Genomic DNA, 14,683 nt, shown 5'->3' with positions numbered 1-14,683 from the left:
TCTTTTTAATAGTGGTGATCATTGCCATGGTCAAACCCGTGGTATACCTCATCTACAACAATATCCTGTCCCGGGTTCAAGTACGGGTCATGCATGTCACGGTGCATCTGTTCCATCTGTTCATCTACATGCATTTGATACATCAATTCATCCATATCATCATGATAATCACTTTTGCTGGAAAGCGAATTCAAAGCACTGCTAAACATTCCGGTTTTTCCCTGCAATGCGCTATCCACTGCCCGTGACATCAAATCCGATTCGGATTGATTACCATTCAGAGCGTTTATCATTTTTTTAATAAAAGCGATCAATCCATACACCCCTTTTTTATGTAAAATATTCCAATTTAATTTTAGCAAACCGAAATAAGTTTCCACAAGGAAAATGAATCTTTTTTCATAAGTCTATTGTCTCATTGATTAAGATTTTAAAAATAATGATAGATGCTCGTATCTTGATGGATATTTCTTTAATAATAAAACGCAGCCGGAACCTTGCCTCCCGCTGCGTTTTAAACTACTTTTACTCTTTTTCCAACACGTAATACCCCATATCATCCGAAGGAATGGCTGCCACAATTACATACCCGTTTAGGAATAGCTCTTGAATGGCCTGCCGGATTTTCATTCTCCAATCATAAGCGAGCTCAAATGAATGATTTTTTACTGTCTGAATATCTTTCGGTGCGGGAACAAGGACCGCTTTTTCCCCATCGTTCTGAACGACATCTCCTGAAACCGGCAATGAATCCTGGATGGAAAACTCTAATGCCAACGGATAATCGTGGTTCCTAGTGTACTTGTCCTTTTTCATCCCTACATTGACGACAGGGTCGCTGAGCAAGTCCCATTCCAGGAGGAACCTGTCTGTCGGCATGCCTTTATTGATTTTGTCCTGCATGATTCCGTAGTAGGAAACATAATAAGTTCTGACGTATCCGCCCAGTTTGGTCAAGTTCAAATAGCCGTTTTTGAATTCCAGCGGATCGAAGGTCCAGGTGATTTTCTCAAAACCTTTGTTGATCGCCCAATCCCTCTGTCGGCGTTTTAAGCTTTCTCCGATTCCCTGATTGCGGTAATCCGGATCAACCGCCATCATATGGGATACGAGATGTGGTTTGGCATGGATGTCTGTGATTCCTGGAAAACCGTAAACGAATCCGATCATCCGGTCTTCGTCAAAGGCCCCAATTACACAGCCCCCGTTGTGAATGGCCGCAACCAATTGGGGGAGAGGGGTGACAATTTCATTCCCCCATATATCCACCTGAAGGTCAACCGCTTTCTGCAGTTCATCATGTTCCGTTATGGGTTTAAACAGATATGGTTTCGACATGGATTCCCTCCGATTTCAAACGGTTTTTGTCCTTGAAAATGTATCGGTATGGACAACATACTCAATAAATGCTTCCTCATTTATTCCATAACCTATCCCCGGTCCCTCCGGTACTTTTATCACTCCCGGCTTATAAAATTCGACTTCCGGATCGGTGATATCCCGGTCCCAATAGCGGTCGGACGGGGATGTGTCTCCCGGAATGGTGAAGTTGGACAATGAAGTGATCGCGATATTGTGCGCCCTTCCGATGCCTGATTCAAGCATGCCTCCGCACCAGACAGGAATCCCCTGTTCCTGGCAGTAATCATGGATCTTTTTCGCCTCGGTCAGACCGCCTACACGGCCAACCTTGATATTGATAATTTTCGTTGCTCCGATTTCCACCGCTTTTCTTGCGTCTTCGACGGAATGAATGCTTTCATCCAGACAAATGGGCGTGGAAAGCTCCTTTTGCAGGGTGACGTGGTCAATAATATCGTCATAGGCAAGCGGCTGCTCAATCATCATCAGATTAAGAGGATCAAGCTGCTTTAAAAGGTCGATGTCCTGCAAGGTGTAGGCTGAATTAGCGTCTGCCATCAATGGGACATCCATTCCAAACCGTTCCCTGATCGCTTCCATTGGCTTGACATCAAATCCAGGCTTGATTTTCACTTTTATCTTTTTATAGCCTTGGTCGATGCAGCCGCCCACTCGATCAAGCAGCTCCCCGATTGTCGGCTCGATGCCGATGCTTACTCCCACATCGATTTCCGTATTTGTCCCTCCGAGCGCCTTTGAAAGGGAGACGCCCTTCTTTTTACAGTAAAGATCCCAAATTGCGCCTTCCAATGCCGCTTTCGCCATGCGGTGTCCTTTGATGGATTGGAAGATTGGATCAAGATCTTGCGGGTGATCTAGCTTGTCCAAATTTAACACTTGAGGGATGATGAGCTCCTTGAGGATATATAGAACCGTCTCGGTTGATTCTTCATTGTAAAATGGCAGCGGGAATGCCGTGCTTTCTCCGTATCCAGTGCTGCCTTCGCTCGTTGCGCTTACGACGATAAAATCTTTCGTCATCAATTTCCCGAAACTCGTTTCGAATGGATGCTTCAGCGGCATATGCAGGCGGTCGAGCTTGATTTCTTCAATTATCATAACGATTCCCCTTTACCTGATTTAATACAACTTCCCCCAAATGAAACATACTTCTGTAAATCTTGAATCTTAGTTCTTATTAAAAACTAGTAAAATAGAGCGGCTTTTTCGAGTAGATTTCCAAGTTTCTTTTTTAGGTTGCTTATGACAGCTGCTTTCAAGTACGATCGGTTGGCGAAACCATTAGGCTTAACCACCCCATTCAAGCTAATCTGAAACTTCAATGCAAGAATACTGCTAAAGGACTTTTACGTCAAGAAATCACGTGGGCCTGTTAACTATTTACACAAAAAAACACCCCTATCGGGGTGCAGTATAATTTAAAAACTATTAATTTAAAAAGTCGGGCTGCTCCGCAACAATACGATCCCATAGTGGCTGGAACATACCTTCAGCTGCTTCTTGCGTCCCTTCCTGCTGGTATGTGATTTCCGCATACTTTTCATCTATTTTAATAGGATTTCCGATGGCGTGTGCATATACATGCTCTCTGCAGGATCTCTCCATTAAAATAAACCACCAAGCAGCTTCCTCCACGCTCTTACCAACAGTCAGTAAACCATGATTCCTTAAAATTGTGGCTTTGTAATTCCCTAAAGCCTCTCCGATCCTTTCACCTTCACTTTTCTCCAAGACCACTCCTGTGTAATCAGCGAAAACGCTGTGGTCTTTATAGAAAGCGCATGAATCTTGAGTTAGAGGCTCTAGCAGTTTTCCAGTCGTCGACCATATTTGACCGTAAGTTGAATGGGCGTGGGCTGCAGCAATTGCGTCAGGTCTCGCTTTGTGAACAGCCGAATGGATCACCAAGGCCGCTTTATTCACTTCATGATCGCCTTCAACGACCTCACCTTTATCATTAGCCAACACTAAATCTGATACCTTGATTTGGCTAAAATGCATTCGGTAAGGATTCACCCAAAAATGGTCAGGGTATTCCGGATCTCGAGCCGTGATATGCCCCGCCTCTCCATGATCAAAGCCAAATTTGGAAAATAACCTGAAAGCTGCGGCAAGCCGCTCTTTTCTATGTAGCCTTTCTTCCTCGACAGTACGATGATTCACAGTAACAGTAGCTTCCATTCTAGTAATCCTCCTAAGCAGTTTTATCATTTGAAGTTTTAAAAATAATCTCACTTTATATTACCTTACATCTCTCGCCTTGCCAATAGCCCCTGCTATTAAAGGATTAATATATATAAGGCAAGTTAAATAATGAATATGTAGCTTCAAGGGTAGAAACCATACGAAAAAGTTGGACAGCTATGTCAAGAAAGCAAATTAGGGAATTATTTTTATAAAAAATGAAACTTTCCGAACAACTATCAGTTTTGTATCAGCCATAATAAAAACACCCCAAAACTTCTATAACAAGGGGTGCAGTGTGTATCAAAAACAATTAATCTAAGAAGTCAGGCTGCTCCGCCACTATACGATCCCATAGCGGTTGGAACATACTCTTGCCCGCTGCCGGAGTTCCCTCCTGCTCTACAGTAATTTTTGCATACTTTTCATCTATTTTGATAGGATTTCCAATGGCATGAGCGAATACATGCTCTCTGCAGGATCTTTCCATTAATATAAACCACCAAGCAGCTTCTTCTACGCTTTGTCCAACTGTTAATAAACCGTGGTTTCTCAAAATTGCAGCCTTGTTTTTGCCTAAAGCATCTGCAATCCTTTCGCCTTCACTTTTCTCATATACCACGCCTGTATAATCATCAAAAAGACTATGATCTTTATAAAAAGCGCATGAATCTTGAGTTAAGGGCTCAAGGAGTTTACCTGTGGTAGACCAGATTTGTCCATAGGTTGAATGAGCATGAGCTGCAGCAACCGCATCAGGTCTTCCTTTGTGAACAGCTGAATGGATAACAAAGGCTGCTTTATTCACTTCATGATTTCCCTCTACTACTTCTCCTTGATGGTTAACCAGGACCAAATCGGATACTCTGATTTGGCTAAAGTGCATGCGGTATGGATTGACCCAAAAGTGGTCGTGATATTCAGGGTCCCTGACCGTTATGTGCCCTGCGACACCATTATCAAAGCCAAATTTAGAGAAAAGCCTGAATGATGCTGCCAAACGCTCTTTTCTATGTATTCTTTCTTCCTCTATAGATCTATTTATTTCGGCCACTTATTTAATCCTCCTGTCTTTAAACTTAACTTAAATTTCTAACCTTGCAAGGAATTGTTTTAACCGGTCGGATTCAGGGGCATCAAAGATTTGTTCCGGTGGTCCTTGCTCCACGATTTTTCCATCTTCCATGAACACTACGACGTCAGCAACATTTTTCGCAAAGTTCATTTCGTGTGTTACGACGACCATCGTCATCCCTTCGTTGGCCAATTGCTTCATAACCGCAAGCACTTCTCCCACCAATTCAGGATCTAAAGCAGATGTCGGTTCATCAAAAAGGATTGCTTTTGGTTCCATAGATAAGGCTCTTGCAATGGCTACCCTTTGCTGCTGTCCGCCTGAAAGTTGATTTGGGTAAGCATTTTCTTTTTCACTTAAGCCCACTTTTTTAAGGTTTTCTCGTCCAATTTGCATGGCCTTTTCTTTTGAATATTTACGGACAACAATAGGTCCTTCCATTACATTCTCTATCACAGTTTTATGCGGGAATAAGTTGAACCCTTGGAATACCATCCCCACTTCCGTCCTAATCCCACACAATTCCTTATCTGCTCTGCTTATTTTTTTCTTTCGCTCAAACTGCACTTGTTTGTCATCTATAAAGATACTGCCCTCATCTGGAATCTCCAGCAGATTAATTGTTCTGATTAGTGTGCTTTTTCCACTTCCACTTGGACCTATGATAGCTACGACCTTACCAGTTTCCACTTCCAAGGATATTCCCTTTAACACATGATTGCTATTGAAGGACTTATTAAGATCTTTGACTAGAATCAATATCCATCTTCCTCTCCATCTGCTTTACAAGAATTGTCATAGGATAATGCAGTATCCAATAGATTGCTGCAACTAAGGTGAAGATCTCTAAGCTTCTAAATGTGGAAGTTGCCAATAGTTCTCCTGTATGCATCAACTCATTTACAGCTATGAATGATGTCAGGGAGGAATTTTTCAATAATAAAATAGCCGAGTTTCCTACAGCGGGTAGAACATTTTTAAACGCCTGCGGCAATATGACTCTCTTCATTGCTTGACTGTAGTTCATGCCGATGGCGTAAGCAGCTTCCAGCTGGCCTTTAGCGACCGACTGGATCCCTCCCCGGTAAATCTCTGCCAAATAGGCAGATTCATATAGGGCCAACCCTATGATTGCTGAAGCAAACGGCGTTAATTTCAAGCCGAGTTCCGGCAGTACGAAATACACGTACATTAATTGGACCAGCAGGGGAGTTCCGCGAATAATACTGATATATACAGAAGCTATTTTATTTAAAATAAAGATGTTCGAAATTCGCGCAAGCGCAACAAATACTCCAAACACTAACGATATAGCTAAGGATATGAAAGTAATTTGAAGAGTAATTAATGTTCCTTTTAATAAAAGTGGCAAAAACTCGATTGCACTAAACATTCGTTAGCTCCTTTCCTTCGTTGACTAAACAGTAAAAGGTTTTGGACTCTGTTAAACTATCGGGATGGAATAAATTTAGTGGGAAGTCCGGGAGAAAATCTATCATTCATATTTCTGCCTTAATTACTCCGTTCAATTATTCCCTTTCAGTTTCTGTTTATAGGTGGGGGAGAGTATATTGATCCAGGAATGGGTGTTCCGGCAAAGATTCAGTAAGTTCAATGCCGGAACATAATACTTTCTTAAACTACTATTTGAACAATTATATCAATCCAATCCCCACTTTTTGATTAGTTCTTCCAGCTCTCCACTCTCTTTCATTTCAGCCACTTTTTTATTAACATCTTCTTGGAATTCCTTTTCACCTTTTGGAAGAGCAAGGGCAATTTCAGCTACCCACCTTGGATCTTCCGGTTTGATAATTTTCACTTTATCTTTTAAATCAGGCAGTTCTTTTACCATTTCTTTAAATACTGGATAATCAGCAAAGAAGGCATCGATTCGTCCGTTTTGAAGTTCTTTAGCCATGTCTTGGTGTGTTTTGTATGTCTGAGTTTCCAATTCCGGGTGCTCCTGAACCCCTGTATAATAAATGGAAGCTTCTTGAACACCTACTTTAAATCCTTCTAAATCTTCGAATGAATTAATATCATCGTTGTCTTTCAAAGTGATAATGCTTTCCCCGTAGGTATAAACCGGCTCAGAGAAATCCAATACTTTTTTCCTCTCTTCTGTAATCGCCATCGCTGCAGCTACCATGTCCAGCTTCTCCGCATCCATTGAAGGAATCAATGAAGCCCATTGGACAGAGTTGATGTTCACATCAAGATCCAGTTCCTCACCAACAGACTTTACAATGTCTACCATAAACCCATCTATTTCATTTGTTTTGGTATTTAAAAAAGTAAATGGAGGACCTGATGGAGTTGAGCCTACCTCTATAACCCCTTTATCCTGTATTTTGCTATAAACATTTCCTCCGGATGCTGAGCTTTCACTCTTTGATTCACCCTCATTACCTGCATTACTGGAGCTACAAGCGCTTACAAATAACATGGCCACAGCAATTATTAACGTTATCAATAACTTCATATTTTTCATTACTGGATAACCCCTTCGCATTTTAATTATTTTAACGGATTAAAAATCGTTTTTAAATCTACACTTGAGTCTTTCTCCCTGTTATACACCATAAATTCTTTAACTCGGGTCCAGTGGCTTATCAGTTCTTTTTCTGTTTCTCTCTCATCACGACTGCGTAGAGCCTGAATGATCCGTCTATGCTCCGAGGGTGCAGGTGGATATTCAGGTACAGTATCAAAAAGAGCAAGGTAAAGATTAGTCAAGTCTGTTAAATCATTGTAATATTGAAGCAAGAGGTTATTCCCGCAAGCTTGAACAATTTCAGCATGGAACTTGTTGGCAGCAAGCAATGCTTTATAATACTCGCCTTCCTTATAACACTCTTCTTCTTTATAGGTTAAGGCTTCCAACTCATCCAGCTTTTTTTCAGAGAGATTCTGACAAGCCATTTTAATTGCTTCTTTTTCCAAGATTATTTTTACATGAAAAACTTCTTCAATCTCCTCTTTAGAGGGTTCGTGGATAAAAACGCCTTTTTTGGGTTTTATCTCCACAATTTTTTCATAGTGCATGCGCTTGAGCACATGTCTGATTGGAGTTCTACTGACATTAAACGCTTCAGCCAACTGCTCTTCACTCAGCATCATTTTAGGACCGATCTTTCTGCTGAAAATAGCGTGTTTGATGCTTTGGTAAATTTCTTCTTCCAATGATAATGGTTTGTTTTCCAATAAAAACACCTCGTTGTATCCAAATAGTGGATACATGTTAAACTTTTTATTGTACTTTGTCAAATCCACTTTTGCCTAGGGTTTTTAAAGGATAATATTTTCTGTTTCCATCAATGGAAGCTTCATACCTTTTTCTTTGTCAAGAGCCCGCTCATACACCATGTTGGCGATGGCAAGATCTAATGCCGAAATTCCAACATTACAGGCGATTATATTCTCTTGATCATTCTCTCTGCCTTTCCGCTTGCCATTTACAAATTTGCCAACCTCGATATAGAAATCTTCAACTTCCTTTGGAAAACCACCCGCTTCAGCGAATTTTTTGGTCTGCTCCCAATCGTCCGTTACAAACTTGTCCATGCGTAAAATCGCATCCCCCCAAGCTCTCCCTGCTTCGAGCCCTACACCGAAAATTCCTCTTTTCAGCCACTCGAATTCAATAATTGGCTTTTTCAGACGCTGAGTTGCCGTGATGACAACATCGCTGTCGATTACAGCCTCTTTTACGGTGGGTGCTTTCATTACCTGTAGCCCCGTTTTCTCGGATATTACTTTGGCGTAATCATCCATCGATTCTTCTTTAATATCGAATATTTTAATCGTATTCAATTGAGGGAGAACTTCTTTTAAAGCCAGCGCATGGAATTTGCCCTGAATGCCTGCACCAATAATACCAGCAACTTTTGCATCCTCTCTTGCACAGTACTTGGCAGTGACAGCACTCATGACACTTGTCCGGACAGCCGTGATCCATCTGCAATCCATAATGGCCAGCGGGGCACCCGTCTCGACATCATTAAGAATCAGAACCCCCATGATTTGCGGCAAATCATGTTTATAATTATCCGGAAAACCGCTCACCCACTTGATACCGCTTACCTGCATGCCCGGAATGAAACCAGGCATCGCGTGAATAAATGTATTTTTTTGAGGATGGATGCCAGGTTTTGGAGGAATTTCCAAACTCCCTTCCTCGTGTTCCTTTAATACCTGCTCGATTGTTGGAATGATCTCTTTCATCGATATTCCCAACTCAAGAATCATTTCTTGGGTCAGATAGAGCAAATCCACATTTTTCATACCATTTGAACCTCTTCTCTATTTAGTGTTATTTACAGTTGCTAGATTGCTTCCTTAACAGAGAGGCCAAGCTTTGAATAATTTAGGCCATCTTTCCAGAAATCTGTCTGCAGAAGCGCCCCGCTCAGGGTAACAATCGAATCAATCACCGGGGTAGGGACATTCAGTTCTTTTCCAAGGCTGGACCAGAGTACAAGTCCCATAGAGATATCTTCTGTAAAATAGCGGGAGGATAGGCTTAACGGCCCCTTAATGGAGGAAAAGACCTTACTCTCGTTATATTGCTCTGCCAAACACGATTTAGGTTCACAATATCCAAGTTCCACCAGTCTCGTCTCAGGAGGCAAGTATTGGATATCCAAGGCTTCACAAAGCGCTTTTCGTTCCAGCGAGACGCTGCGAATGACTTGGGTAACGCTTTCAGTTATTCCCTCTGTATAAAGGTAGAACTCTCCGTTTGAATACTCGATCCTGCCAGCATTCAATAACGAAGGACCCGGATGAGTTTCAGGATTACCATTATTCAATGTGGTTTCCCAAACATTGGATGCCTGCACGAGCTCAGGATACATTTCTTTGCAAACCTCGAGTAGCTCCGGTGTATCACTGCTTGGATAGGCCGAGAATAATAAGTTTTTTACTCTTAAGTACAACTCTACATAATCTCCTGTTGCTCTCGTCCCATAAGTAAGAGAAGCTGTTTCACATATCTTAAACTCTGTTTCAACTCCTTGTTTCCTGACCTCATTAACAAATCTGACACTTCCCATGGAGGCAGCACTGTTGATAAAGACAATCTGGTCTTCTTCCAAATGCGGTGCACAGACCCCGGCAAAATGTTCGATGGCAACAGCCGGTACAACAAGCATAATAATGTCTGCTCCGGTAAGGGCCTCTTTTATATCAGTGGTGATGGAGAAAGGGCTTACAAACTTTTCAACACCATTTTCAACAAATCTAATACCGTTGTTTTTCCTGATTTTTTTCAAGTTGCCAGAAAACTTTTCAAGTTCAAATAATCTGACGTCGAAACCTTTTAATGTTAGGTCTGCTGCAGCTGTCACCCCGCCATTTCCGGCTCCCAAAACGGCTATACTCTTCTTTGTCATCCAGTTTCCCCCTCCTGCTAAAAACAAAATGTATATGCGTAACATTTTTTACTTGGATACATTAAATGAATCCTTGTGAAGAGTATAATTGATTAAAAAAATAAAGTAAAGAGATAATTTTTAATAATTTTCCACATATCTGCAAATTAATAGAATAGGTGATCTTTAAATACAATAGTCTCCAAATAATACTAAAAGTTTTAAATTTTTCTTTATTCCGTGTTCATGGTAGTGTAAAATACTTTGTTAAATACATCGCTTGTATTTTATGTTATTTTGAAAGGAGAATAATAGTATGATACTTTGCACCATTCCACAACTGTCTTTTGAAGAAAAAAAAATTCTTAAGGAGGCTTGTCGCGACCAGATACTTTTTGCTTCAGATATGATCGAAACGAATATTTCCTTGGATGAAATTCATATATTCATCACTTACGGCTACGACTTCGATCAATATCCGTTAAATAAAATGCCGTCCCTTCAATGGATACATATTGGGCAAACAGGTATCGAACATTTGGACATTCCTGCTATTCTCAGCCGGAAGATTAGACTGACCCATACCAAGGATATTCACGGCATTCCCATCAGCGAGTATGTTCTCAGCATGATTTTATATAGTGTTCGAGACATACAGCGTTATCTCCGTAGCAAAAACACGTGTTACTGGGACAGAAGAGAAAGGGTCGGGGAAGCTTTCGGGAAAACTGTCAGTATTTTTGGAACCGGTTCCATTGGCCAGGATATAGCAAAATTGTTAAAAGCATTGAATATGAAAACAATCGGAGTTAATACAAGCGGCAGCCCGAAGCGTTATTTTGACGAAGTATATACACTGAAGGAAAAGCATTCTGTCCTTAAAGAAAGCGACTTTGTCGTCCTTATAATGCCGGCAACAGAGGAAACCCACCATTGTATAGGTAAAGAAGAGCTTGAGATTATGAAAAAATCCAGCTTTCTTATCAATGTGGGCCGGGGGCCGTTAATAGATGACGAAGCTTTCATTAATGCCTTATCGCAAAAGGAAATAAAAGGAGCGGCTTTGGATGTCTTCGATACGGAACCATTGCCCGAAAATCATCCTTTCTGGAACCTGAGTAACGTGTTCATTACTCCCCATATTGCTTCAATGACTGATCAATATAACAGTAGAGCCATGGAAAAATTTGCAGCGAACTATCAATTGTTTAAAGAAGGAAAAGACTTGGAAAACGAAATAAAGGAAGGGCTAAAATACTGAACTCTTCCCTATTTCTTCGACTTATACCTCTATGGCCATTTAGGGTTTGATTATTAAAATACAATGTACCTGAAAGGGGGTGTCGGATCGGTTAACTGGTAATACCACTTGTTATATTTATCCATAAAAATTTGTGATGAAAAGGAGATGTAAATGAAAAAAATTAAACTCTTTTTTCTATTATCATTAGCAGTTTTTTTCATGGTATTGAGCGCTTGCTCTTCCAAGGATCAGTCTGACAAGACATTAAATGACTCTGCTGCAGCAGACGAGTTTTACAATCATCTTCAAGACAAAGGCACCATTGAAGTAGGTTCCACCCCTTCAGGTCCTCCTTTTACTTTTTTGAATACAGAAACCAACGAAATTGACGGACTGATGGTGGACATCTCAAAATCTATCGGCGAAAAATTGGACTTGGATGTCAATATTAATTCGGTGAATTGGGTTTCACTGATGCCTTCGCTCAACGGTGAGAAAATTGACATGATTGCCGCAGGTATGGGGATTACCGAAAAACGCAAAGAGGAAATTGACTTCTCCCAACCTGTTTATAGTTATGGCGAGGCACTGGTTGTCTTAAATGGCAATGATTCTATCCAATCCATCGATGATCTACAAGGGAAGAAAATCGGAGTTCAAGAAGCAACCCTTTATTATGATGAATTGATAAAAGAATCCGGAATCAATGTCCAACCATACAAAACGATTCAAGACATGACGAAAGAACTGATTAACGGGAGAATAGATGCCTATGTGGCAGACTATCCGGTTTATCAAATGATGCTTAAGGAATTACCTGATGCAAAAGATAAAATCTCGGCTGTTCCTGATTATGAGCCGCGATACATTGTTGACTTGGGTTTGGGTATCCCTAAAAATACGCCGGAGTTTCAAAAAGCGTTAAATGGTGCCATCGATGAAATGAAACAGAGTGGCGAGTTGGACAAACTGATAAAAAAGTGGGAATTGAAGTAATGTAAATTTAATAAAAAAACCCGTGGAGATGGTGCAAACATGATCGATCGGAGCGTAAGTTATTGGCTTGAAACCTGCAATGAAGATCTAGAACCCAGGGAGAAACTGTCAAACTCTATAACCGTAGACATTGCGATTATGGGCGCAGGCTACACAGGTCTTTGGACAGCCTATTATTTATTGCTTCAGGACCCTTCCTTGAAAATTGCCATATTAGAAAAGGAAATCACCGGCTTTGGTGCGTCCGGGAGAAATGGTGGATGGTGTTCCCCTAAGTTTTCCGTTTCCCCTGCCACATCCATCAATAGGTACGGCATAGAGACTGCTCGCCAATTACAACTCTCGATGCTCAACTCGGTTATAGATGTGGAAAATGTCATTCAAAAAGAACAGATAGACACGGATTGGAAACTGGCTGGTTCCTTGCAAATTGCACTAGGTGATCAAAGCCTCCCTGCGTTGGAAAAATCAATGCAAACATATAGTAAGCTTGGCTTAGAAGACCATTTTCAGCTGCTTGATAAGGCACAAACTGACGAACGAGTAATTATTCACGGTTCTGCAGGCTGCTTGTTAACGAAAACTTCAGCAGTCATGCATCCTGGAAAACTAGTAAGGCAACTGGCCCGAATTCTTGAACGACGAGGGGCAACCATCTATGAACAAACAAAAGTTGAAAAAATTATTGAGGGAAGTTCAAACAAACCGGCAAAACTCATTACTCCCTATGGAACCGTAACAGCTAAACAGGCTGTAGTCATTGCAGGGGAAGCATACTTGGCGCAATTATCCAAGTTTCGCAGACAATTGGTCCCGATGTACTCCTTAATCACTCTGACTGAACCAATCAGTGAAAAAAAATGGGCCGAGATTGGGTGGGATAATCGAGAAACAGTCGGGTCTACCCGCCTGTCTGTTGACTATTTACAGCGTACAGCTGATGGGAGGATTTTATTTGGAGGAAGAGGCCAGCCGTATCGGTTTGGGTCAAAAATTGACAAATCCCTTGATAAACATCAGAAAACGCACGAGTTTCTCAAAAGTAGATTAACAGATTGGTTTCCATCTTTAAAAGGAATCCGATTCACCCACGACTGGGGAGGTCCGGTCGGTATCACTAGAGATTGGACACCTAATATCCTATATAACCGCCAGACAAAAGTCGCAAGTGCTTGGGGATTTGCAGGGCAGGGAGTGTCGACCACAAATCTCGCCGGAAGAATACTAACCGACCTAATATTTGAAAAAGATACTGAACTCACATCGCTGCCAATGGTTCAACACCAATCTCGGAAATGGGAACCCGAACCATTCAGATGGGCCGGAATTCGCATAGTACAATCGGGGCTAGCCCGCTTAGATGACAAAAACGAATTAGAAGGAAAGGCTCCTACTGGCAAAACGCTGATAGAAAGAATCAGCAAAAATTAACTAAGTTACCCCTTATTCAAAAAAGTAGTTGGATGTTTTCATATTAAGTTATTATTTTTTAGAGAAAATGGTGTTTCAAGCAACTTCTGTTTAATAATTAACACTTCCAATAAAATATGAAAAGCGAGCCCCACACAAGGGCAAAGCAGTCGTGTGTATTAATTTTATGAATAAGGACAATGCCCTCCCGCACAATGCCGGAGGGCTTCGTCTTTATGGGTTCGTTGACCACAGTCCCGCTTCTTTAAGGAAGACGCGCGGATGCAGTTTAAGCTGGTAAACCATGAGCTCAGCCAGGTCTTCCGGCTGCATCACTTTTTCAGGGTTGCCGTCTGTCAGGTTTTCCGCGAATGCCAGATCAGTCGCAACTGTGCTTGGCGTCAAGGCGGATACGCGGATATTATATTTTCTCGCTTCTTGCATGGTGGACTCCGTCAATCCCAAGACAGCGAATTTCGAAGTGCTGTATGCACTCATGATCGCCCCGCCTCTTTGACCGGCGGTGGAAGAGATATTAATAATATCCCCAGACTTTCTTTCCATCATGCCCGGCAGAACGGCTCTTGTCACATAATACATTCCCATGACGTTGACATCAATGATCCGCTTGAACTCTTCAGGAGAGAGCTCAAGGAACTTTCCAAATTTGGCAATCCCCGCATTGTTGATCAAAATATCTATGGAGCCGAGGTCTGATACAACGTGCTCAACTGCTGCTGTTACCGAATCTTGATCGGAGACATCCGCCGTTGCCACAGATACTTTTACATCGAATTCCTCAAGCTCTTTGGCCACTTTCTCCAGGTGATCGAATGTTTTTCCAACAAGTCCCACATTGATTCCTTCGCGTGCAAAAGCAATAGCGGTTGCCCGGCCGATTCCTCTTCCCGCTCCAGTAATCAGAGCATTCTTACCTTGTAAATTCTGCATAATAAAATTCTCCTTTTTTAACATTTAAAAAAGTCGCTGCGCCAGTTGTTTTTTCCAACCAGCCAT

Annotated in this window: 15 protein-coding genes; 3 read left to right on the top strand and 12 right to left on the bottom strand. The window is 41.5% G+C overall.

Annotation, left to right across the window (positions count from 1 at the left end; translation table 11 throughout):
- Window positions 1-5 precede the first annotated feature (5 nt).
- From D4T97_RS01420 to D4T97_RS01370, 11 genes are all read right to left on the bottom strand, one after another.
- Entirely contained in the window at window positions 6-314 is a 309-nt protein-coding gene (locus tag D4T97_RS01420) for a hypothetical protein (RefSeq protein ID WP_164525426.1), read from the bottom strand.
- Window positions 315-525: 211 nt separating this feature from the next.
- The gene (locus D4T97_RS01415) at window positions 526-1,338 is read right to left on the bottom strand and encodes a GNAT family N-acetyltransferase (RefSeq protein WP_126046938.1); all 813 of its coding nucleotides are present in this window, start codon (window positions 1,336-1,338) and stop codon (window positions 526-528) included.
- Between the two features lie 15 nt (window positions 1,339-1,353).
- The gene (gene menC / locus D4T97_RS01410; protein ID WP_126046936.1) at window positions 1,354-2,481 is read right to left on the bottom strand and encodes an o-succinylbenzoate synthase; all 1,128 of its coding nucleotides are present in this window, start codon (window positions 2,479-2,481) and stop codon (window positions 1,354-1,356) included.
- Between the two features lie 330 nt (window positions 2,482-2,811).
- The gene (locus D4T97_RS01405; RefSeq protein WP_126046934.1) at window positions 2,812-3,564 is read right to left on the bottom strand and encodes a class II aldolase/adducin family protein; all 753 of its coding nucleotides are present in this window, start codon (window positions 3,562-3,564) and stop codon (window positions 2,812-2,814) included.
- A 316-nt stretch (window positions 3,565-3,880) separates the two neighbouring features.
- On the bottom strand, window positions 3,881-4,621 hold the full coding sequence (locus D4T97_RS01400) for a class II aldolase/adducin family protein (protein ID WP_126046932.1): 741 nt from the start codon (window positions 4,619-4,621) through the stop codon (window positions 3,881-3,883).
- 30 nt (window positions 4,622-4,651) lie between these two features.
- Entirely contained in the window at window positions 4,652-5,401 is a 750-nt protein-coding gene (locus D4T97_RS01395; RefSeq protein WP_126046930.1) for an amino acid ABC transporter ATP-binding protein, read from the bottom strand.
- Entirely contained in the window at window positions 5,379-6,035 is a 657-nt protein-coding gene (locus tag D4T97_RS01390) for an amino acid ABC transporter permease (protein ID WP_126046929.1), read from the bottom strand. The genes D4T97_RS01395 and D4T97_RS01390 overlap by 23 nt, the downstream gene beginning before the upstream one ends.
- A gap of 267 nt (window positions 6,036-6,302) precedes the next feature.
- Window positions 6,303-7,136: a substrate-binding periplasmic protein gene (locus D4T97_RS01385; protein WP_164525425.1), complete on the bottom strand. Its 834-nt coding sequence runs from the start codon at window positions 7,134-7,136 to the stop codon at window positions 6,303-6,305.
- Window positions 7,137-7,162: 26 nt separating this feature from the next.
- The gene (locus D4T97_RS01380) at window positions 7,163-7,849 is read right to left on the bottom strand and encodes a GntR family transcriptional regulator (RefSeq protein ID WP_164525424.1); all 687 of its coding nucleotides are present in this window, start codon (window positions 7,847-7,849) and stop codon (window positions 7,163-7,165) included.
- Window positions 7,850-7,933: 84 nt separating this feature from the next.
- Window positions 7,934-8,929: an ornithine cyclodeaminase family protein gene (locus D4T97_RS01375; protein WP_126046923.1), complete on the bottom strand. Its 996-nt coding sequence runs from the start codon at window positions 8,927-8,929 to the stop codon at window positions 7,934-7,936.
- Window positions 8,930-8,970: 41 nt separating this feature from the next.
- Window positions 8,971-10,038 (bottom strand): NAD/NADP-dependent octopine/nopaline dehydrogenase family protein, encoded by a 1,068-nt coding sequence (locus tag D4T97_RS01370; protein ID WP_126046921.1) that lies wholly within the window; start codon window positions 10,036-10,038, stop codon window positions 8,971-8,973.
- Window positions 10,039-10,333: 295 nt separating this feature from the next.
- Between D4T97_RS01370 and D4T97_RS01365 the strand changes: the two genes are divergently transcribed.
- From D4T97_RS01365 to D4T97_RS01355, 3 genes are all read left to right on the top strand, one after another.
- Complete coding sequence (locus D4T97_RS01365; RefSeq protein WP_126046919.1) at window positions 10,334-11,278, top strand: D-2-hydroxyacid dehydrogenase; 945 nt, start codon at window positions 10,334-10,336, stop codon at window positions 11,276-11,278.
- Between the two features lie 153 nt (window positions 11,279-11,431).
- Entirely contained in the window at window positions 11,432-12,256 is an 825-nt protein-coding gene (locus D4T97_RS01360) for an ABC transporter substrate-binding protein (RefSeq protein ID WP_126046917.1), read from the top strand.
- A gap of 39 nt (window positions 12,257-12,295) precedes the next feature.
- Window positions 12,296-13,687 carry an NAD(P)/FAD-dependent oxidoreductase gene (locus D4T97_RS01355; protein ID WP_126046915.1) on the top strand — a complete coding sequence of 464 codons (1,392 nt, stop codon included), beginning with the start codon at window positions 12,296-12,298 and terminating at the stop codon, window positions 13,685-13,687.
- A gap of 213 nt (window positions 13,688-13,900) precedes the next feature.
- Here D4T97_RS01355 and D4T97_RS01350 read toward each other — a convergent pair whose 3' ends face one another.
- On the bottom strand, window positions 13,901-14,617 hold the full coding sequence (locus D4T97_RS01350; RefSeq protein ID WP_126046912.1) for a 3-ketoacyl-ACP reductase: 717 nt from the start codon (window positions 14,615-14,617) through the stop codon (window positions 13,901-13,903).
- Between the last annotated feature and the right edge of the window lie 66 nt (window positions 14,618-14,683).

It is taken from the genome of Siminovitchia acidinfaciens, assembly GCF_003605385.1.
GTDB lineage: Bacteria > Bacillota > Bacilli > Bacillales > Bacillaceae_C > Siminovitchia > Siminovitchia acidinfaciens.
Note: the sequence above shows the minus strand (reverse complement) of the source record. Positions and strands in the feature narration are given on the sequence as shown.

What these genes read in the sequence shown, in the direction of transcription:
- D4T97_RS01360 (WP_126046917.1), top strand. Translation starts at nt 11,432, where the DNA reads ATGAAAAAAATTAAACTCTTTTTTCTATTATCATTAGCAGTTTTTTTC.
- menC (WP_126046936.1), bottom strand. Translation starts at nt 2,481, where the DNA reads ATGATAATTGAAGAAATCAAGCTCGACCGCCTGCATATGCCGCTGAAG.
- D4T97_RS01355 (WP_126046915.1), top strand. Translation starts at nt 12,296, where the DNA reads ATGATCGATCGGAGCGTAAGTTATTGGCTTGAAACCTGCAATGAAGAT.
- D4T97_RS01365 (WP_126046919.1), top strand. Translation starts at nt 10,334, where the DNA reads ATGATACTTTGCACCATTCCACAACTGTCTTTTGAAGAAAAAAAAATT.
- D4T97_RS01350 (WP_126046912.1), bottom strand. Translation starts at nt 14,617, where the DNA reads ATGCAGAATTTACAAGGTAAGAATGCTCTGATTACTGGAGCGGGAAGA.
- D4T97_RS01385 (WP_164525425.1), bottom strand. Translation starts at nt 7,136, where the DNA reads ATGAAAAATATGAAGTTATTGATAACGTTAATAATTGCTGTGGCCATG.
- D4T97_RS01375 (WP_126046923.1), bottom strand. Translation starts at nt 8,929, where the DNA reads ATGAAAAATGTGGATTTGCTCTATCTGACCCAAGAAATGATTCTTGAG.
- D4T97_RS01390 (WP_126046929.1), bottom strand. Translation starts at nt 6,035, where the DNA reads ATGTTTAGTGCAATCGAGTTTTTGCCACTTTTATTAAAAGGAACATTA.
- D4T97_RS01370 (WP_126046921.1), bottom strand. Translation starts at nt 10,038, where the DNA reads ATGACAAAGAAGAGTATAGCCGTTTTGGGAGCCGGAAATGGCGGGGTG.
- D4T97_RS01415 (WP_126046938.1), bottom strand. Translation starts at nt 1,338, where the DNA reads ATGTCGAAACCATATCTGTTTAAACCCATAACGGAACATGATGAACTG.
- D4T97_RS01405 (WP_126046934.1), bottom strand. Translation starts at nt 3,564, where the DNA reads ATGGAAGCTACTGTTACTGTGAATCATCGTACTGTCGAGGAAGAAAGG.